The sequence below is a fragment of the Moritella marina ATCC 15381 genome (assembly GCF_008931805.1).
Taxonomy (GTDB): domain Bacteria; phylum Pseudomonadota; class Gammaproteobacteria; order Enterobacterales; family Moritellaceae; genus Moritella; species Moritella marina.
In genome coordinates this window covers 947,872-968,642 of the sequence record NZ_CP044399.1, presented here as the reverse complement: position 1 = coordinate 968,642, position 20,771 = coordinate 947,872, and the positions used below count along the sequence as shown (strand labels likewise).

Annotated in this window: 20 protein-coding genes and 1 riboswitch; of the genes, 6 read left to right on the top strand and 14 right to left on the bottom strand. The window is 40.1% G+C overall.

Going from position 1 to position 20,771, the window contains the following annotated elements; genetic code table 11:
• The first annotated feature begins 697 nt into the window (after positions 1-697).
• Positions 698-907 carry a cold-shock protein gene (locus FR932_RS04420; protein WP_006030497.1) on the top strand — a complete coding sequence of 70 codons (210 nt, stop codon included), beginning with the start codon at positions 698-700 and terminating at the stop codon, positions 905-907.
• Positions 908-1,076: 169 nt separating this feature from the next.
• Here FR932_RS04420 and can read toward each other — a convergent pair whose 3' ends face one another.
• The 5 genes from can to FR932_RS04395 all read right to left on the bottom strand — a co-directional run bounded on the left by can (position 1,077) and on the right by FR932_RS04395 (position 6,733).
• Positions 1,077-1,700: a carbonate dehydratase gene (gene can, locus FR932_RS04415; protein WP_019439257.1), complete on the bottom strand. Its 624-nt coding sequence runs from the start codon at positions 1,698-1,700 to the stop codon at positions 1,077-1,079.
• A 161-nt stretch (positions 1,701-1,861) separates the two neighbouring features.
• Positions 1,862-3,055 carry a Na+/H+ antiporter NhaA gene (gene nhaA, locus FR932_RS04410; RefSeq protein ID WP_019439258.1) on the bottom strand — a complete coding sequence of 398 codons (1,194 nt, stop codon included), beginning with the start codon at positions 3,053-3,055 and terminating at the stop codon, positions 1,862-1,864.
• Between the two features lie 589 nt (positions 3,056-3,644).
• Positions 3,645-4,364, bottom strand: coding sequence for a 6-phosphogluconolactonase (gene pgl / locus FR932_RS04405; protein ID WP_026031999.1), 720 nt, complete (start codon positions 4,362-4,364; stop codon positions 3,645-3,647).
• Positions 4,365-4,451: 87 nt separating this feature from the next.
• Positions 4,452-5,933, bottom strand: a complete 1,482-nt coding sequence (gene zwf / locus FR932_RS04400) for a glucose-6-phosphate dehydrogenase (RefSeq protein WP_019439260.1) — start codon at positions 5,931-5,933, stop codon at positions 4,452-4,454.
• 296 nt (positions 5,934-6,229) lie between these two features.
• Complete coding sequence (locus FR932_RS04395; protein WP_019439262.1) at positions 6,230-6,733, bottom strand: pilus assembly FimT family protein; 504 nt, start codon at positions 6,731-6,733, stop codon at positions 6,230-6,232.
• Between the two features lie 178 nt (positions 6,734-6,911).
• Between FR932_RS04395 and FR932_RS04390 the strand changes: the two genes are divergently transcribed.
• Positions 6,912-7,577, top strand: a complete 666-nt coding sequence (locus tag FR932_RS04390) for a glutathione S-transferase (RefSeq protein ID WP_019439263.1) — start codon at positions 6,912-6,914, stop codon at positions 7,575-7,577.
• Positions 7,578-7,775: 198 nt separating this feature from the next.
• Here the strand turns inward: FR932_RS04390 and udp are convergent, their stop codons facing one another.
• The 4 genes from udp to FR932_RS04370 form a co-directional block, all read right to left on the bottom strand.
• The gene (gene udp, locus FR932_RS04385) at positions 7,776-8,543 is read right to left on the bottom strand and encodes a uridine phosphorylase (protein WP_019439264.1); all 768 of its coding nucleotides are present in this window, start codon (positions 8,541-8,543) and stop codon (positions 7,776-7,778) included.
• Positions 8,544-8,732: 189 nt separating this feature from the next.
• Positions 8,733-9,950, bottom strand: a complete 1,218-nt coding sequence (locus FR932_RS04380; protein ID WP_019439265.1) for a BamA/TamA family outer membrane protein — start codon at positions 9,948-9,950, stop codon at positions 8,733-8,735.
• A complete protein-coding gene (locus FR932_RS04375; protein ID WP_019439266.1) occupies positions 9,950-11,230 on the bottom strand; it encodes a DUF4056 domain-containing protein in 1,281 nt (426 codons plus the stop codon). Before FR932_RS04375 ends, FR932_RS04380 begins: the two co-directional genes overlap by 1 nt.
• A 1-nt stretch (position 11,231) precedes the next feature.
• Entirely contained in the window at positions 11,232-12,215 is a 984-nt protein-coding gene (locus FR932_RS04370) for a hypothetical protein (RefSeq protein WP_019439267.1), read from the bottom strand.
• 344 nt (positions 12,216-12,559) lie between these two features.
• On the opposite strand from FR932_RS04370, the gene FR932_RS04365 reads away from it, so the two are divergent.
• Entirely contained in the window at positions 12,560-13,588 is a 1,029-nt protein-coding gene (locus FR932_RS04365) for an endonuclease/exonuclease/phosphatase family protein (protein WP_019439268.1), read from the top strand.
• Between the two features lie 170 nt (positions 13,589-13,758).
• Positions 13,759-13,875: riboswitch (yybP-ykoY riboswitch) on the top strand.
• A gap of 83 nt (positions 13,876-13,958) precedes the next feature.
• Positions 13,959-14,981, top strand: coding sequence for a calcium/sodium antiporter (locus FR932_RS04360; protein WP_019439269.1), 1,023 nt, complete (start codon positions 13,959-13,961; stop codon positions 14,979-14,981).
• Between the two features lie 100 nt (positions 14,982-15,081).
• On the opposite strand, the gene FR932_RS04355 is transcribed toward FR932_RS04360, so the two are convergent.
• Genes FR932_RS04355 through FR932_RS04345 form a run of 3 tightly spaced genes read right to left on the bottom strand, consistent with a single transcriptional unit; the run spans position 15,082 to position 17,386 of the window.
• On the bottom strand, positions 15,082-16,515 hold the full coding sequence (locus tag FR932_RS04355) for a hypothetical protein (protein WP_019439270.1): 1,434 nt from the start codon (positions 16,513-16,515) through the stop codon (positions 15,082-15,084).
• The gene (locus tag FR932_RS04350) at positions 16,512-16,952 is read right to left on the bottom strand and encodes a DUF2249 domain-containing protein (protein ID WP_019439271.1); all 441 of its coding nucleotides are present in this window, start codon (positions 16,950-16,952) and stop codon (positions 16,512-16,514) included. The genes FR932_RS04355 and FR932_RS04350 overlap by 4 nt, the downstream gene beginning before the upstream one ends.
• Positions 16,952-17,386, bottom strand: coding sequence for a hemerythrin domain-containing protein (locus FR932_RS04345; RefSeq protein WP_019439272.1), 435 nt, complete (start codon positions 17,384-17,386; stop codon positions 16,952-16,954). The genes FR932_RS04350 and FR932_RS04345 overlap by 1 nt, the downstream gene beginning before the upstream one ends.
• A gap of 166 nt (positions 17,387-17,552) precedes the next feature.
• Here FR932_RS04345 and FR932_RS04340 point away from each other — a divergent pair, with 166 nt between their 5' ends.
• Both FR932_RS04340 and FR932_RS04335 read left to right on the top strand, forming a co-directional pair.
• Positions 17,553-18,368 (top strand): sterol desaturase family protein, encoded by an 816-nt coding sequence (locus FR932_RS04340; RefSeq protein WP_019439273.1) that lies wholly within the window; start codon positions 17,553-17,555, stop codon positions 18,366-18,368.
• Between the two features lie 76 nt (positions 18,369-18,444).
• A complete protein-coding gene (locus FR932_RS04335) occupies positions 18,445-18,846 on the top strand; it encodes a hypothetical protein (RefSeq protein WP_019439274.1) in 402 nt (133 codons plus the stop codon).
• Positions 18,847-18,932: 86 nt separating this feature from the next.
• Here FR932_RS04335 and FR932_RS04330 read toward each other — a convergent pair whose 3' ends face one another.
• Both FR932_RS04330 and FR932_RS04325 read right to left on the bottom strand, forming a co-directional pair.
• Positions 18,933-20,291, bottom strand: coding sequence for a PKD domain-containing protein (locus tag FR932_RS04330; RefSeq protein WP_019439275.1), 1,359 nt, complete (start codon positions 20,289-20,291; stop codon positions 18,933-18,935).
• Entirely contained in the window at positions 20,291-20,596 is a 306-nt protein-coding gene (locus FR932_RS04325) for a hypothetical protein (protein ID WP_019439276.1), read from the bottom strand. The genes FR932_RS04330 and FR932_RS04325 overlap by 1 nt, the downstream gene beginning before the upstream one ends.
• Between the last annotated feature and the right edge of the window lie 175 nt (positions 20,597-20,771).

Genomic DNA, 20,771 nt, shown 5'->3' with positions numbered 1-20,771 from the left:
ATAGCTTTATTTACTGACAATTTGTCGACATTTCCGACTCAATAAGAAGTACACATTAAATACCTAGTATGTATTTAATGGCATAATCTAATAACTTCACTTCGTTACTTACTTAATAAAAAATTTCACTTCTTTCTTTTGGCTGAAAAACCACTGTCTACGAACACCTTTACTCATTATCTTTCCTTAATTTTCTTTTGTTTATGCCTGCACCCTATTACCAGGATACGGTTACATTTATCTAAAACATTCGGTAAACCACTCATATAGTTTAAATATCAAAAACTTACACTTAATAACAAGTGGTAAACACACATCTAACCTAGCAACAAATAATAACTAATCAATCATTACAACCAAACAGATACTAGAATTTTAGAGGCAAACAATAATTGGCTGTTATATGAACTAGGATTGAATAAAATAGCGGTTACTACGACGGAAAAGCCAGCAGATGCTCACAGACAATGTTGATTTTACTAATGAAAACAGTAATTTTATAAAAATAATTCACGAGTGTGTTGCTATGAGTCTTTAACCATGTATAATTCGTCTTAAGAAATTAGGCTAGTTTATATCGGTAGAATAAGCTTTAGTTAATACTTGTATTGATTATTGTGTTTTGTATTGTTTATATAAGTTACACCCTGGTTTTTTAACAATTTTTTTAATAATATATATATACAGGGTTTTTAATATGTCTAATACAGTAATCGGTAAAGTAAAATTCTTCAACGAAGCTAAAGGCTTCGGTTTCATCGAACAAGAAAATGGCCCAGATGTATTCGTACATTTCAGCTCTATCTTAGTAGATGGCTTTAAAGTACTTACTGACGGTCAAAAAGTTGAGTTCACAGTAGGCCAAGGCCAAAAAGGTCCTCAAGCTGAGAACGTTAAACCTCTTTAATAGTTTACTATTAATCGGTTAAACAGATATCAAAAAAGGTGAACTTAGTTCACCTTTTTTATTACCTAAAATTTATGTCTCTTAGATTCATTATCGTTAGGTAATAAAAAAGCCAATGAGTTAACTCATTGGCTTTTTTTATACCCACTAGATTACGCTAAGCGTTCGTCTATTTAGTAATGACTTCTAATTGTTTCTCACGCGAATTAATACTATCTGTTAAGCTTTTCAATACACCGTTACTGATGTTAAAGATCCAGCCGTGTACAGTTAACTCAGCGCCATTACGCCAAGCTCGCTTTACAACAGTGGTATTACAAACGTTACGCACCTGCTCTACGACATTTAATTCACACATCCGATCAATCTTATCGTCTCCGCATACTCCCTCTAATTCGTCCATATGGAAACGTTCAACATCTTTGATATGACGTAGCCAATTATCAATTAAACCATGCTGGCCATCGCCCATAGCAGCCTTAACGCCACCACAACCATAATGACCACACACAATAATATGCTTCACTTTAAGTACTTCAACAGCGTACTGGATCACTGATAAACAATTTAAGTCTGTGTGGACTACAACATTAGCGATATTGCGGTGCACAAACACTTCCCCCGGAGGCAGGGCCATGATCTGGTTTGCTGGTACGCGACTATCGGAACAACCTATCCATAAGTAATCCGGTGTTTGTTGTTTAGAAAGTTGTTCAAAAAAGTCAGGGAACTGTTCATTGATCTGTTCTGACCATGCGCGATTACGTTCAAATATTGATTTAATAGTACTCAAGACTACGCTCTCTGATTGGGATAACTACATTTCGAAGCTTTAAACTAGCTTGTTTAATCAATATATTCAACTGATAAATAAGTCATCAGAGGATATAAGCAGATACAAAAAAGCACCCAATTAAGGGTGCTTACTATTTGTAACTCAAGTCTAGCGGACTATTATTTTGCTGCTGCGTCTTGTTTTGAGAGGCATGACTTCAACATAAAGAAGCCGACCAAACCAGAGATTAATGAACCTAAGATGATACCAAGGCGCTCATCAAACAATAAGTTGGTTCCTGTTTCTTCAAAGGCAAGTGAACCAATAAACAAGCTCATGGTGAAACCAACACCACATAGGATCGCCGTACTATATAAAGAACACCAGTCCATGCCTTTTGGCATTTGTGCAATCTTACATTTAATCGCCAACCAACATAAACCGAAGATACCAATTTGCTTACCAAAGAACAGACCTAACGCAATACCCATTGGCACTGGATGCAGGATTTGCTCTAAGCCAACACCCGATAAGTTAATACCTGCGTTTGCAAATGCGAAGATAGGTAAGATAACAAAAGCCACAACAAAGTGTAGTCCATGCTCCATCTTCTTCAGTGGAGAATGTGATTTATCTTTTGATTGCATCGGGATAAATAACGCAAGAATAACGCCAGCCAATGTTGCGTGAACACCAGATTTCAGCATTGCCACCCACATCACAATACCAACAATGATATATAAGGCTTTCGAATCAACATTACGTTTATTCAAATAAGCTAACACTGGGATACACAATGCAGTCACAATCAATGCAACCACAGAGATCTTCGATGTATAGAAGAATGCAATAATAAGGATCGCACCAATATCATCAAAAATAGCCAGTGACGTTAAGAATATCTTCAAGCTAACCGGTACTCGAGAGCCCAATAAACTTAAAATACCTAACGCAAATGCTATATCTGTTGCAGCAGGGATAGCCCAACCGCTTAACGCAGCAGGATCATCATAGTTAAAGTAAACATAGATAAGTGCTGGGAATAACATACCACCGATAGCACCAACGCCAGGTAGAATGATATTTCGAGGATCAGATAATTCCCCTTCCACTAATTCCCGCTTTAGCTCAAGTCCGACTAAAAAGAAGAATACAGCCATTAAACCATCGTTAATCCAAAGTAATAATGGTTTCGCAATCTCTAAACCGCCAAGTTTTATTTCTACTGGGGTTTCTAAAAATAGTGAATAGAGTCCCTGTAAAGGGCTATTAGCTAAAACCATAGCTAATACAGCCGAGAACATTAAGATAATGCCGCCTGCTGATTCTAGTTTAAAGAAACTAGATAAAAACGAATCTTGTGTCTTGTTCATGTTTTTCCTTATACCTGCATATTCATCTATAAAACGGTCGCTCAATACAATACAACGCTAGTCCATTACACCTAATATAGGATGAAGATATGTCAGTATTATCAAATAATATTGATTAAAGAGTAATTAAAGAATAATTAAAAATAATTATATTTAGTGCTATCAAGGTGTTTACTCACCTTCTCGTTAGACTCGACATAATATGACACATAACACTTATAAATCACACATATATATATTAGAACCAAGTCACAAAAATAACCATATTTGGCTAGTTACAAGCCTTAAATCAGTTTAAAACACTTTATTAACAATAAAAACACAAAGAATAGCAAAAAAATCCCCCTCACAAGGCACCTAATGAACTGTTTAAGCCACGAACTACATGTAAGACAAACTAATGCTAGCTGAATTTAAAATTGTTTCTATATAAGGTTGTTAAATTAATTTAATGAGGGGTAGGTTTTAGCCGCTGGTATGAAAAATAGACAAGTGAACAAAAAAAGACCTGCTAGCGTCAACTAACAGGTCTTCGATACTAAGAAAGCAACGTTAAATAGCAAATAAAATTAAACCGCTCGGTCTTATCTTAGCGACTAATTAATCTTGCTGCTGCTGCGTCCAAGATCCATTCAGTGTTACCCTGATTTGCTTTAACTTGCGCAGCTGGGTAAGCAAGGGCAGCATCATCCTTATCATGAATTTGCTTGATCACTTCAGCCTTACCAGCACCCAACACTAAATAGCTAATGCGCTTTGCATTCGCTAACAGACGCGCCGTTTTAGAAATACGGTATTGTCCTGATTCTGGATGTTGAGCAATGATTGCGATGTTTTCATCGTTATAATCAGTTTGGCCTGGGAATAAGGATGCTGTATGACCATCACTACCCATGCCCAGTAGGATCCAATCAAAACAAGGTAAACCATTATGTGCAGGAATCACGGTTTGCATCTCTTGCGCAAAACGAATAACTTCTTGCTCAGGTGCGTCTTCACCTAATATGCGGTGAATATTCTCTGTCGGTAATGCTACCTTCGAAAATAGCAACGCTTGTGCTTCACCAAAATTACTTTCGGCATCATCAGGTGCAACACAGCGTTCATCGCCCCACCAAAAATGTAAGTTAGTCCATGTGATGCTGGTTGCAAATGGCGCTTGTGCTAACACTTTAAATAAAAGCTTTGGTGTACTGCCGCCTGATAACGAAATATGTACAGGTTGCTCTTGCTGGCTATATTCAACAAGTGACTGAGCCAATGACTCAACAACCTGTTCTGGTGTTTCAAAAGTACGATAATCCATCATATCTCCACGCTACTGTTGTTTATTTACATGCTTAGTTAGTCACTTAGTAACAAATTACTCAGTGACTAATGACTGAGTGAAGCGTGATTAGTTAATCACTTCTTCACTCGAAAAACGCCATTCGCGGCCATCTTTCTCAAGCATTTCATCTGCTTTATTTGGACCCCAGCTGCCACACTTATAACCAAACAAAGATTTAGCTTCTTTTTTATAGTCTAAGATTGGCTGCACAAATTCCCAACATGCTTTCACTGCATCAGAGCGGGCAAATAACGTTGCGTCGCCTTTCATACAATCAAGTAATAAACGTTCGTAGGCTGTTAACAGGTTATTTTCTTCTAAACTATTATAGTCAAAGCTCATTGATACTTGCTGAGCAGTAAAGCCTGCACCAGGTTTTTTCAAACCAAAGTCCATTTGAATTGATTCGTTTGGTTGAATACGCAAGATCAGTTTATTTTCCGGCGCGTTCTGACCAAAAATTGGATGTGGTGTCTTTTTAAAGTGAACCACAATTTCAGTCAAACGTTCTGGCATACGTTTACCCGTACGCACATAAAAAGGTACGCCGTTCCAACGCCAGTTGTCGATCATCATCTTCATCCCCACATAAGTCGGAGTACGTGAATCTGCATCTACGTCTTTTTCACTACGGTAACCCGGCATCTCTTCGCCATTAACTACACTTTTTGTATATTGGCCTAACACGAGATTATCACGTAGATCTTGTTCTTCAAGCGGGCGTAAACTTTGGATCACTTTAACCACTTCATTACGCATCGCATCTGCGTTGATCACTGCAGGTGGCTCCATCGCAACCAGTGCTAATACTTGTAATAAGTGATTCTGTAGCATATCTCGTACTGCGCCAGAATGGTCATAATAACCGCCACGTTCTTCAACACCTAAGCTTTCAGCCGCTGTAATTTCAACATAGTCGATGAAACTACGGTTCCACAATGGTTCGAATAAACCATTAGAGAAACGATATACTAATAGATTCTGTACTGTTTCTTTACCTAAGTAATGATCAATACGATACACCTGACGTTCACGGAAACAAGTGTGCAAATGCTCATCTAATTCGTTTGCCGATGCAAGGTCATAACCAAATGGTTTTTCAACGATCAAACGTTTCCAACCATTACGATCTTTATTCAATTTGTGTTTAGCAAGGTTTGCAGAAATGGCTGCATATAAGCTTGGTGGTGTTGCCATATAGTAAATAGCATTACCAACTGTATTGTGCGTGACAGACAATGTTTCTAAGCGCTCTTTAAACGCAACGTAGCTATCTGCATCTGTCATATCCATCGAGATATAGTACAAATGTTTACTAAACGCTTCAGCTTGTTGCTGAGTAATGCCTTCACTTTGGATTAAATCATTAGTTACTTTTGCACGGAATGAATCGTCCGTGTATGCAGTTTTACTCGCACCCAAAATAGAGAAATCTTCAGGTAACAGTTCATTGACATAAAGGTGAAAAAGCGCGGGAAGTAACTTTCGTTTTGTTAAATCACCCGAAGCACCAAAAATGACAATACTGTTATTCTCAGGTTTTACCATGGTTTTATTTCCTAAAGATTTGATCGAAAAGATTAGAACATTTAGCGCTAGTCGGTTCATGTTATGGATAGATAACGGACTAGGCGCGGCATTATCACTCAAAATGACTGAAATTTAAAATGGTTTCAGCAATATGTTCAGCAAATACCCATAAATAGGCACCCAACTAAAAGTTTATTTCTAATTAAACAGATAGTCACTTTCGAATGAAAGAAAATAACGAAAGTTCTGAAAGTGAGAAGCGTTAATTAAGTGTTAACAGGTGTATAAATAATCAGCGTAAATTAAGTGTCAATTTACTCTAAACAATCACCAGTCAATTTAATATCAACATTAGCGATAGAGCCATTATGATAATAGGCTGTGTATGCCAATGCGCAATCTGTCGATTCAAGCCGATTCATTTTAATCCAACTCTGTTTCGGGCTTACATTTTTACAAGTATACATACCATCACTTGAAGTAATCATCTCGCCTTCAACAAGGGGGCCAGGGGTCAGCCCCAATATATGACAAATTTCAGTTGGATCTAGCAGCTTGCCAGATACTAGATAGGACTGTCTGACGTCATATTGAACATACGTTTTTCCACTAATAGTCTGTTTACGTGATTCAATGTTTGATGCTGTTTTCAAGGTATCAACGGCATTGATTAATTTGCCTCGTAAATCGGTCAATACAGCGACTTTGGCTTCACGATGTGTTTTGGTGTACTCGGGGATAGCAAACATAGCGAGCACTGAAAGAACCACTATAACAAATGTTAATTCCAGTAATGAAAAACCCATTTTTTCATTCATTAAAATACAATACCTTAAACTTGTGCGATTAACTCGAGTGGATACTAACATACCTACTGTATATACAAGACTAATAATATTATCATTTTAATGTATATATAGCGCTGATTTGATACAGTAAAACAAAGTGAGATAATTTAATCTCACTATCTTAAATGTTTCATGTTGGAGTCTATTAATGCGACCTACTCGCCCTGCTATTTTTTATTCGTTTCGTCGTTGCCCATATGCAATGAGAGCTCGACTCGCGGTTTGTTACAGTCAAGTTGAAGTTGAATTAAGAGAGGTGGTATTAAAAGATAAACCGATGAGCTTGTTAGCTTACTCGCCTAAAGGTACAGTGCCAGTTCTAGTCACCCAAGATAAGCAGATCATTGATGAAAGTCGCGACATTATGCACTGGGCGCTAGCACAAAATGACAGCCATGATTGGCGACGCCAAAATCAGCCTAATTTGCAAAAGCAGATCAGCTCACTGATCGATGAAAATGATAACGAATTCAAAGCTATTTTAGATAAATATAAATATGCTGACCGCCACCCTGAATTCAGCGAAGCGCAATATCGTGAGCAAGGTAGCCATTTTCTAACTCAGCTTGAATTGTTACTCAGGCTACACAATAACCTTATTAGTGATGATGTAAGTCTCGCAGACATCGCTATCTTTCCCTTTATTCGTCAATTTTCCAGTGTTGATAAAGCCTGGTTCGAACAATCTCCCTACCCTAGGTTGCGCGCTTGGTTAGATCGCCACACTAGCTCGACATTATTTGCTGATATTATGTATAAATACCCGCAATGGTCTGCTGGCGACAAAGCCGTTTATTTTGCCTCAAGCCACTAAAAACAAAAAAGCCAGCCCTGTATAAGCAGGCTGGCTCTGTATTTATTCTAACAACGCTTAGCTAAGCACTCAGGTTTAATTGCCTGATGTCACTAGCCCTAATACCACTACGTTTTGACCCGATTCAGCTTTCGCTTCACCAGTCACCGCATCAATAATGATAGCGGCACCAATCGCGACTAATAGTGGGTTTTGAGTTTAAGCAGTCAACATACGGCGAGCAGCATCAACAACAACTTTAATCGATCTTGTTTCAACAAGTTTCATTGCGGCTTCATCAGGGATCTCTTTTTGTGTGCGGTTAATAATAACACCAGCAACACAGCCCGCTTTAAGGCCTTGGCTTGCACACATAGTAAAGAGTGTTGCCGATTCCATTTCAAAGTTAAGCACGCCCATGTCTTGCCATTCTTGCATAGAACCTTGGAAACGACGTGTAACACGGCCCGAGAATGTATCGTAACGCTCTTGACCTGGGTAGAAGGTATCACTTGATGCAGTAACGCCCATATGTACCTTGATACCTTCAGCATCAACAGCCGCTTTCATTTCTGTCGCGACAGCAAAATCTGCTACTGCAGGGTATTCCATTGGCGCAAAATGAGAGCTTGCACCGTCAAGACGTACCGACGCTGTTGTTACAATCATATCGCCAACATTAATGTGTTCTTGAATTGCACCCGTTGTGCCAACTCTTAAGAATGTATTAACGCCAAGTTGCGCAAGTTCTTCAACAGCAATCGAAGTCGATGGACCGCCGATACCTGTTGAACACACAACCACTTTCTTACCTGCTAAATCGGCTAAATAAACCGTGTATTCTCGATGACTTGCTAAAAATTTTGGGTTTTCCATTTGCTGTGCGATCTTTTCGACACGCGCTGGATCACCTGGAATGATAGCCAATTCGGCACCTTGTAAGTCTGATTTATTGATACCAAGGTGAAAAACGTTTGCAGTAGTCATAGCATATTCCTTAAAACCGGAGAGAACCGTCATTATAAAGTTCAGTATTAAAATGGCGGTAAATATTAAAAAACAATGATAAAGCAGCAGGCTTGCCTATAAAGTGATAATAATCACATGTTTCATATATAAGCTTGTTATATTTCATATATGATCATACTTAGTAACACTAAGCCTCAATAAATAGGCTTAAAACGCTTCATTCACATTAAAGTAGAACCCTGAATCACCATTACCAAAGCCCATGTCTAAGCGTAGATTAACTTTGGGTTTCACTTCAAATCGATAACCCACGCCCGCCGTTGGCAATAGTTCATCTGCTGATAATTTATCAATGTTATCGGCAAGTCCACCAGCACCGCCCCAAAATACCATGCCATGACGACCTGATAGGTTTAAACGGTATTCAACTTGTGCCAATAACATTTGCTCATCGCGATAACGTCCTGAATTATAACCACGTAATAAGCCACCTCCACCCAGCGCTGAGAGTTGATCCCAAGGCACATCTCCTTGCGTAAAGCGGCCATGAACTTGCCATGCTAATACATCCCCGCTCTCACCAATACTCAGATACTCGCTGTATAATAATGATTGAACATTAAAATCAGTTTGGCTACCAAATTCTTGGCGATACCACTTTGAATCCAATTCGACAAGACGCCCAGAACGAGGACTTAGTACACTGTCACGACTATCGTAATTGACCAATAAGCTAGCCCCAACACTACGGCTGCTTTCCACCAACATACTGCTATCGACCATAGACTGCCCGCGATCAATGTCATCGGCTGAATTATAGTTAAAATCCATGCCGATACCAATAAAGCTTTGCGCGGAAATACGTTTGCGTAACGAAGGCGCCAGTGATACTTGCTGATTATCAAATGTGACTTTATTATCATCTTGTCTATTTTCATCATAACCGCGGCCATAATACACTTCAGGCGCATCAGCGATAACAGCATCAACATAAAACCGTAACCTATCTTGCTGTAAAAAGGTTTTGTTTGCGACAGCAATCCCTAGCGCACCATTGGCAGAGGCAAAGCCATTAATAATTAATGTCGATAACTGGCTCACCTGATCTTCTTTATCTACCTGATAGAGCCCTATTGCCGACACACCGACACCAAATGACATTTCCGGATTATAAAAAGGCCCGGGTAATACGCTAAAATCAATCATTTTGTCTTGGTTATATTCACCGTCCGCACCGAGATTCTCCAACAGCCCATCAATCCAGCCACCTTGTTCAACGTTAGCGCTTTCATCAGTTTGAGAACCAGTATCCGCAAAAGCACTTTGGCCCGTCATCAACAGCAATGAACTCGAGAGCAATAGGTGTGACCCTAACTTGGTTTTATGTTGCTTGGTTTGATATAGCTTAGCTCGATGCTGCAGCATTATTTATCACCCTCGCGCTTGGCTTTTAGCTGCTTGTCATCTTCAATCTGGTTATAAGCTGACAAGGCTAAAAATTGCGCACTGGTAAAACCGTTCGACCACAGCTCTGCAGGGATATGAGTAAAGTTAGCTTTAAACTTATCATCAATAAATAACCATAGCTTGGCTACTTCATCTATATCCACACCATGGCTGTAGCGCGGCAGGGATAACTGTTTGGCTTGGTGTTCTTGATCTTGTTGTCGCTTCTCTTGTAAATAGACAGGAGCAAGTAAAGGCCAATGCGCATGCGCTTGAGCAGTTTGTTTATCCACTAAATACGGAGACTGCATATCCCCCAAGGCATAGTGACGTTTCAATAACATAAATTTATTTGGTAATGGTTCATTTGAATCCCACCAATCGCCGTCAATCACATCAAACAACGCGTTAGTTTGCTCGGCTGTTACAGGTTCGAGTTGATTGATTGCCGCGGTTAACCAGCCATTCATGTGCTGATTAAACAAGGTTTTATTCATGGCTAAGTTATTACTGATTAATGCCACTGCGATCTTAGCGCCCAGCATATTTGAATAGATATCTTCAGGTGAATAAGCCGATACCTCTTCAGACCAAAGCGCCCAACTGCGATAGCCGTGCCATTGTGCTATTTCATGTGACTCAGCCATTAAGTAACCGAGTCTTGCAGCGATATCAGCCGCTAAATTCCAGCGCTGTAATGGGTCGAGATGCTCAATATCAAAGGCGTTTAACTGAATATAACGGGGACCGATTTCAGGCGGTAACTCAAGTTTTGTTTCTTTACCTAATTGCTTATAGATCTTATAAAACAAAATAACCGTATTATCCGCAGTATCGCGTACATGAGCTAAATCAATGAAGCCACCAAGTCGCGTGTAGATTTGACCATTGTTTTCACCACTGCTGCTACCACCTGGCGATGCTTTCACATAGCTAAATGTACCAGCATCAAACGCATGTGCGCCAATATCATCAGCTCCCAATGTATTGGCATAACGAAAGAATGGCACTTGTAAGGTACCTACTTTGACTTTTTGGGCATTACCGAACGCGCAGCAAGGTCTTACATCTCCAGGCATTTCTAGGCTTGCATAACCATTTAACTCGGTACTTGCAAGCACACGTTTATCTGGCTCTGCCGCTAATGCTTCTGCGACAGCTTCATCGGTTGGCAATGAGCGAACTTGCCAATCTTGACTGCAAGCAGTTAACAACATAGCGCCAAACACAAACATAGATACTTTAGCAAAGGACATCATATTAGAAGCGGTATCCTAAGCTAACCATCATGCTACGGCGAGTGCCAACACCCGCTTCCATAAGCAGATCGACATTGTTGGTGATTTGCGCTTGCCCACCGATTAAGGTATTCCATTTGTCTTCAAGATGCTGCTCGACTTCAAATTTACCAGGTAGGTTGATACCAATATCCTTAAGACTCCCCGCAAACGTTTGTTCTACATTTTGATACATAGCGCCAGTCCATAACTGCATATCATGGCCTTTGAACTTCCAGCGATAACCAACACGTGGTGATACGACGATTGAACTTATTTCACCATCAAGAATATCTAATGCAGTATTAGTGTAATTGACATCGAGTAACGCAAACCAATTATCAATACCACCAACGATAGTAGTACCAGCCCCGTACGTTATACCTTTAAAATTCAATTCAAAATCGTATGTGCCTAAGTCAATCGGAGGTCTATTAGGAAAGTTAGGTCGATGCAAAGTAGGATTAACTGCAGCAGTACTGCTGCCCTGAGTGTAACCTAGAATACCGTACACATTTAAAAACGGTAATACCCAAACATCACCACGTAAAGTAAGTGTTTCAGATTCTTGTTGCGCGGATGACGTACCGACTTTAACTCTGTCGTCAATAGGGCCCAAACCACTAAATGCAACAGAATCGACAACTAAAGGCTGTTCCATCGTCATATAGGTCAGACTAAAACCATATGGCTTAGGTAATTCATATCCTAAATCGATAGCATCTTGTGCCCAAATCGGAAAGTGACGTTCGTATCGGTCATATTCTTCAGCACTGAGTAATTCACTTTCATCAGCAGTTAACGCTGTCGATGCGACCTGCGTCTGTTCAATACCGACAATATGTTTCACGTTATTGTTGTTCGGTCCTGAATCTGTAGAGGTCAATAGATGATCATTCGCGGATACAGAAAACGAGCTGCTAATAAGTGCCGTCATTGCCACAGTGAAATGCCTGTTGTTGTTCATCATACTACCTCTAAAGACCAATAAGGCGCGGAGTCTAACAAACATGTTAAGGAAAACAATTCATCGCACAGTCAATTACAATAACTTACAGTAAATTACAATATCGAATTATTAACATCATTATATTATCGCGCATTAACTTTATGTTTATCAAAAACCTACGAATTAAAATTCAACAGTGCAGTACAGTTAAGGCGACAAACTGTCGGGTAATGACTTAGTTATTATACGAAATACCTTAAACACCTTGTGACAAACAATGACATAAAACTTACTTGCCCCATCCCGCTAAGCTTGTTATAACCGTAACAGTTGTTTTCTCTATATTCTGGTATTCCTTACCTATGCTAAAAATTGCCACCTTCAACCTGTTCAATTATATCGAACCGCCTTATGCTTGTTATGACTTTGACCGTATCTATGATGAGCAACAATGGCAGAAAAAGCAGACATGGATACGTGATTACCTTAGCGAACATCAGCCAGACGTGATTGGCTTTCAAGAAGTGTTTAGCCCTGATTCTCTAAAAGCATTAGTAGCAGAATGTGATTATCCGTATTTCGCCGTTGTCGATAGCGCCGATGTCATTGAAGACTATATCTTTCGCAGTCCAGTCGTCGCACTGGCATCACGTTACCCAATAACCGATATCACCGCGGTTATACCAGATAGCCAACTTGCAGCAGACATGGGATTGTCACCTGAGTATCAATTTAGCCGTAAACCACTACGCGCCAGTATTGAATTGCCACACTTAGGTACAACAGATTGTTATGTCGTACATTTCAAATCTAAACGACCTATGTTAGAAAGTGACGATAACGAGCTCGCAACGACCAAAGCCGTACTAAATGCTTTTACTAAACAAATGTGCGGCACTTGGGGTTCATCGATACAGCGTGGTTCAGAGGCAGTATTACTATTCCAAAAAATGATCCAACGTCGACTCGCAACAAACAATCCAATGATGTTAATGGGCGATTTTAATGATCGACTCGATAATGATCGCGACGGTGTGCTGTCTCATTTAACCATGGACACTTTACGCTTTAATTCAGACCCACAAGCACAAGACATTGTTAAGCAATTTAGTCTACAAGATAGCTGGCATTTATATCAGCATGCAGCAAATGGAGTAACAGCAAGTTGTACCCCAGCGCCTCGCCCGCCGACACATTACTTTTTCAATAAAGGGTCTGTGTTAGATTATATTTTACTGTCGTGTGAGTTTAATGCTGAATATCAGCGTAGCCTCTATGAAGTCAGTGATTATCACACCTATGACCGTCATCTGATTAATCCTATCTATGCACGTGATAGCGAAAGTACTGACCATGCAGTGGTACAAATTAATTTACAATTGAGAACTTAACGCTAACTTTAGGTTTAACACGAAAAATTGAGTATAAAGTGATAAAATAAAACGATGATTCATCGTCGATGAATCATATTGCAAATGACGATATAAATTACTGTGTAATTAAATTACAGTTTCTGCTTGCGTTAACCTAATTCTATTTTATAATGCCCGCATCTATTCGAGGGAGTAGTCGCTTCACCACGTGAAGGAATACATCAACATAACTGACCCACAGGTCATGGTGTATTCAACCTAGTTCGAAGTTAATAGTTTAAAGCTAATAACCCGGTACTAAGTTTGATGAGACTTGAACAAGTAAACACCTACTTTCGAGGGCAGGGTGTCGCTTGTTTATGTCTAAATGCCCTCGTACGAGAATCCTATGTCTTTATTACTACCTATCATCGCTGTATTAGTTGGTTTTATCTTACTCACAGTAAGTGCTGACCGTCTCATCCTAGTATCATCAACATTAGCCAAACAGTTTGGTGTGTCTGTCATGTTTATTGGCATGACCGTGATTGCCTTTGGTACTTCATTCCCGGAATTAGTTGTAAGTGCAATTGCCTCATTTAATGGTGCAGAAGGCCTTGCTGTCGGTAATGCTATCGGCTCTAACATTATCAACTGTGGTTTAGTATTAGCGCTTTGTGCCTTGTTTATGCCGCTGGTTATTCAAGTACGTTTTATCAAACGTGAATTACCGATTTTAGTTGTTGCGCTAATTGCGACTATCGCATTAATGTCAAACGGTTCAATTACCATGTGGGACAGTCTTGTACTGATCCTATTACTTGCACTTTACTGTGTATACTTGGCAAAATCATCGTCTGCTGATGATGTTGAAAACGAACTCGAATTTTTAGACGTGAGTAGAAATAGAGCATTAGTCGAAACGATTGCTATGTTGATCATGCTATTAATCAGCTCACAAATTATGGTTTGGGGCAGCGTACAACTTGCTAAAGCAATGGGTGTAAGCGACTTATTGATTGGTCTAACGATTGTTGCATTTGGTACTAGCTTACCTGAATTAGCAGCTGCTATTGCTGGTGTGCGTCGTGGCATGCCTGAAATTGCATTTGCAACTGTGATCGGTTCAAATACCTTTAACTTATTAGGTGTTCTGGCATTCCCTGGTTTGATTGGTGATGGTCTACAACTACCCGCAGAAGTATTAACGCGTGATATCCCGATGCTTTCAATCATGACTGCATTTATGGTGATCTCATTTACATTTACTTATTTTGTCGTGAACAAGCGTCGTTCTAATTTGAAACCTGAACAACAAACAGATGCACTAATCGCAGCAGACAGTAAACTGAACTATAGCTTCGGTCGCCTATCAGGTGCTGTACTCTTGATTATGTTTATTGGTTATACTTGGGTGCTGTTTACCTCTTAAGCTCAGTTACTTCTTAAGATAAGTTACCTCTTAAGTGCATTTAGTATTTACTAAATGCACTTATTTAAACAGTCATATCTAAGCAATTATATCTAAAATACTAAGTTAATAACGCCTCATCGATAGCCTTGGCTATATCACGATAACGACTACTCACCTTAGCCATCAACACAAACAAATAACCAAACTGCCCCACTATCGCTAATGATAACAACCAATAATATTCAGGATTGTATAAAGTGAGAGCCAAAGAAAATAAGCTAAATACATGACAATATAGTAAATACTGCATTCGCGTTTTACTTAATAGCTCGTGCATATTAGGCAATAACGCAAAGGCTTGCAGATGAAAACCGCATTGACGTTGTAGATGTAAGTACGCCAAAAAAGGCACAATCTTGATGATCATTGCCATGATCACACTTAATATCCAGCCATAGATAAACACCGATGCGAGCGTTAACGGTGACCAACCAAAACTCAGTAGCCAAACTTCCGCTGTTACCACTGAATTCCCCCCTAAATTCATGACCAAATTCATCACAAAACTAATCGCACAACACATCAATAAGCACGTTAAGGCGATAAACCAGCAAGTGACACTCGCATCACTAATTTTTCGCTTACGTCGATATAAACAATGCATAGCCGTCACAGCATACACCATCAAACTAAGCTGCAATAAACCAATACAAATCGTCTGCATTAACGGCCACACCGCAGTATCAACAATGGATTCAAGTACAAGGCTATCAATAACAACAGATTGGGTTATAACCAAGGTCACTAACGTATAAATAAGTAAGGTAATAAAAAGAAATTCAGGGAGATAACGCGAGCACCAGCTCGGAAAAGCAGGCGCAACATGAAACATAGGCAGTACTTGAAAGCTCACACCGATAATCACTAAACTGATCCAACCAACCAGCCCCCAACTAGCATGGCTATCAGTCAGTTGCTTGGTGATATTAAATTGGCTAGCGAATAAGTAACCGGCTAACAATAAACTGGCAATAATGCCAACCACCAGCATAGCAATAAAACCTAAGCGCATTGTATTGATTGATACGCTGGCCTGAGTTCGCTGCCTAATCAACCATAATATTGCGCAGATAAAACTACCCAAACCAAGGGTAAATGAGATACCTGAAATAGCGAAAAAGGAATTGCTGTGGCTTGAGTCCAAACCGAACTCCGGCATATTCGCTAAAAATGCGCGAATTAACGACAATGTACCGGTTACCATCAAGATCATCGTTAACGTTGAAATAAGTTTAACCTTGGGAAAAGATTTACCAGCCAATACCGGCAGCAACTGTAAAATAGCACCACACATGATCATGGTAATAATACCCAGCACAATAGCATGGGTCACAGCGAGTGTGGCTGGGTGCCAGCGCGTTAGCCACATTGACTCGCCAGCAACAGCAATAATCAACGCACTAATGAACGCAAACAAAGGCGCGACAAAAAAGAACCGCATCGGCACTGAAAATGGCGGTATGTTATCAAAATCTAATCCCGCAAGGTTCATGCTAATTCCAGCTCAGAAAATACGGCCAATGCCGACTCATCTGCCTTAAAAGCAACTTTAATAATAACGGCTAAATCTTCGCAACTGCCACTGTCATGACTGTGATTATTAACAAGCGCCGATGATTGGCTAAAACCATGATCAATATCCACTCGGTAAACGAATCCTAATTCAACTAACTTAGGATATAACGGTGTAGGATTTTTACGGTGATAGATAATCAAACACTGACCAGGAGATAATGCCGTTAACGCCAGTAATACCTGGCGCATAGGTTCAGGCATAGGTAATTCACTAACATCAAGCTTAATAACTTGCAGGCTAGTCGGTGGTATTTGAGTCGTTCGAACGTCGGTTGATTGTACGTCGGTTGATTGTACGTCGGTTAATGATACGTCGGTTGATGATACATTTGTTGCTCGTAACGTTATCGCCATTATGAATACGCTTTAACTTGCTGTAATACCGCATCAGCATCCGGTAAATGCGCTTGTGTCATAGGGTATAACATTTGCTCTTCTTTCATATTATGCTGCTGCATTAAAATCATTAAGGTTTCTGACAACCCTAAGAATTTCGCTTTATTCTGCGCAGATAATTGTTGTGTCATTTCTGCCACCAATTGGCGCATTTGTGCATGTTCAGCACGCATCACTTGCGTTGGCCCCATAGTCATCCCTGTCGCTTGTTCAAACGCGGGAAATAAAATCGTTTCTTCTTGTTGTAAGTGCGTTTCAAGATCAGTGGTAAATAACGTCCACTGACTATCAGCTTCTGGCCATTTACTTGCAGAAACAGATGATTCAGCAGCAATAAAAGCATCATCACAATGGCGATGTTGCGCAGTCATAAAATCAGGAATAGTGTGCATAAAGCCTCAAAATAAGAAACAGTCATAATATGAGTGTCATAGTAGCGAGGCATAAGCAGGCTGTAATTGATATATGTCTATTGCTACCATAAAGATTGAGTGCACTTTGCTTAGCAATAACGCACAATAATGACTTAACAACAAAAAAGCCCCTCTAGGAGAAACAATGAGCGACTGGTTTATCATGAACAGCAATGCACTGCGACTGAGTGCATTTATCGGTTTGTTTATACTATTAGCCCTGTGGGAACACTATCAGCCAAAACGACCGCTAAGCGTTTCTAAACTCCAGCGTTGGGGCAACAACATTGCCATGGTAATACTGAATAACCTCACGCTAAAACTACTGATGCCATTTTTGGCTATTGATGCCGCCTTGTATGTCCAAGATCAGCAATGGGGATTAGTCTCCTTAACGGCAGATGCAAACTTAATAACGAGTTCGTTCATCGTGGTTTTGACCATTATGCTGCTTGATGCTGCCATTTATTTTCAACACCGCGTATTTCATAACATACCCGTACTATGGCGTTTACACCGTATGCATCACAGCGATCTTGATATCGATGTAACCACTGCGATCCGCTTTCATCCCATCGAGATTTTACTCTCTATGGTGATCAAAATTGCCGTCATTATTGCATTGGGTGTCCCTGTCATTGCCGTGGTATTATTTGAAATGTTATTGAATCTGACGGCGATGTTTAATCACAGCAATATTAGATTATCCATTAAGGTCGACCATTATCTGCGCTGCTTATTGGTGACCCCCGATATGCACCGGGTACATCACTCGATCAATGGCCGTGAAACCAATCATAACTTCGGTTTCTGCTTGCCCTGGTGGGATCGTTTATTTGGCAGTTACCAAGCGCAGCCAAAATTGGGACACCAGAACATGCAGATAGGTTTACCGTATTTTCGTAATACCAAGGAATACCAAATACAAAATATGCTAACGCAACCGTTTAGAAATAAATAACGCGCGATACATCACCAGGCGACATAGCCACATTACATCACAACATTACATCACCAAATTGAAAGGTAAAAATAACGTGACCAATCCTAACAGCAATTCATCTACAATATCTAACGATGACGCACGTAAACTCAGCCGTAAAGTAACGGCTGATATTGCTACTAAGCAGCTTGATGAAATATTTATCGACAACAACGTCTCTATCGATGTACAGATCGCTGTCACAGAATATCAAGGCAAGGAACCAGAGCAATACTTCACGGTATTAAGCACTCACCTACGCCCTGCTTATTTACGCGTTATAACAGAGTCACTACAAACACAAAATTTAGCGGCATTAGATCTTAATAGCCACTATCTTAAGCTCAGTAAAACGCACAAAAACATGCTGAAAACGTTAAAACAACAAGACCAATATAAACAGCTAAACGATACCCAGATTATTGAACTAGCCTTGTTAGCTTTATTAAGAAGTTAGCTTTATTAAGAAGATAAAACGAAAAAGCCCTGTATCATCGTTCGCCGGCAACATAAGTTGATAATACAGGGCCTGCCGTTAAGTAATTATGGACAAGCAGTTTCTAGCACATTAGCCGTTAGTGTCGGGCGAACGCGTATTAAAGGCATATCAGTGACATAAATCGCCACTTGTTCAGCACACCAATTACCAGCTTGTTTTTTATCTAAAATAGGCGTATCGCTAGTGAAGCAACTTGCTAATTCTTCATTTTTATTCGAAGTGAAGACCGTCGTGCTCGTTGACGTCACCTGACAAGTAATATATTCAGGTAGCGCTACCACAGGGGCAAATACTGCCACACTTTGCGAAATACTATTGGTAATATCTTCTTCTGAAGTCACCGTTAAACTAATAGTATATATACCCGCATCAATAAACGTAAACGTCGGATTAGCGTCACTCGATGCACCTAAGCTATCAAAATCCCAGGCATAACCAGTAATAGGACTGGTTTCATTGGCAGCGTCAGCGGTAAAGTTAACGGTTAAACTTGGTAATTCAGCTAAGGCATCAGACGTAAAGCTCACCGTCGGCATAGTCGGTTCTACCGCAGGATCATAAGCAGTAACGTCCTTACTGTTACTGGCTGTCGTACCATCACTACCCGTCACATCAAGTCTTACCGTGTAAGTGCCACCAGTAACATAAGTATGGCTAGGAGAAGCGAGTGCAGATGATGTATTATCACCAAAGTCCCATAGATAATCAGTAATATTACCATTATCTACACTGGTTAAATCAGTAAACGTAACGTCTAAATCAGTAACAACCGAGCTAAAGTCAGCCTGTGGATTAACAGGGTCAATAACATTATCAGTGACGGTCACCTGATAACTCACCGTCGCGGTTTTATTACCCAGCTCAGACGTAATATCTAAGGTCACATCATAATCACCAGAGGCACTGTAAGTATGTGATGGTGAAGCAAGTGCCGAGGTATTACCCGGTGCTACATCGCCAAAGTGCCAACTGTAATTGGCGATGGTATCGTTAGTCACAGCCGAGCTATCAGTAAACGTCACCGTTAAGCCATCGGGAGTATAAATAAAGTCAGCCGTTGGGTTACCAGGTATTTTCGCCACACTAACATCACGCGTAATACTGGCACTGCCGCCATCTTCAGTCGTCACAGTAAGTAGCACGCTATAGGTATCAGCCGTTGCATAAGTATAAACAGGATTGATAGCAAAACTAGCTGCTGAATCATCGCCAAAATCCCACAGATAACTGTCTATCGGGCTATCGGCACTGGTCGATGTACTCGTGAAAATCACTTTAAGATCATCTTTCTCTGTAGAAAAATCGGCAGTGAGGAGCGGAGAACTCAATTCTTCGCTATCGTCCGAGTCACCAAAACAGCCAGATAATGCGCCGAGTGTCATTACAAGTAATAATTTTTTCATTATTCAATCTCCTCAATAGTAACAAGTCCCGGACAATCAACGTCTTCATCAAAGCTTGCTGCAGCGATTGTCACTTGCGCACTAGAGGAACACGGTATAATGAAATTACTGTCAGCAAGTTGGACATCAATCCCGTTTAGATCGAGATCCCCTGATTCATTAATGTTCATCTCAACAACACTATTCGTGGCATTAATAACGCCAAGTACATTTTTATCATAACTTGCAGTAGTGATTTGAAGCTGTGCGATGGCAACAGTGCTCGCACTCATCAATGTCATTACAAGAAGCAACTTCTTCAACATAATAAATATCCTTATTTAATTTTACGATGACTTATTTATTTTGGATGATGAACAATCCCTATTCACCCGCAGCAAAGGTTAACACTTAGAATAAAAACAAAAGTGCTAACGACAAAAATACAGTATGAGAAGGAGGAAAGCTGAAGTATGAGATATGTAATTTGGGAAGGTAATG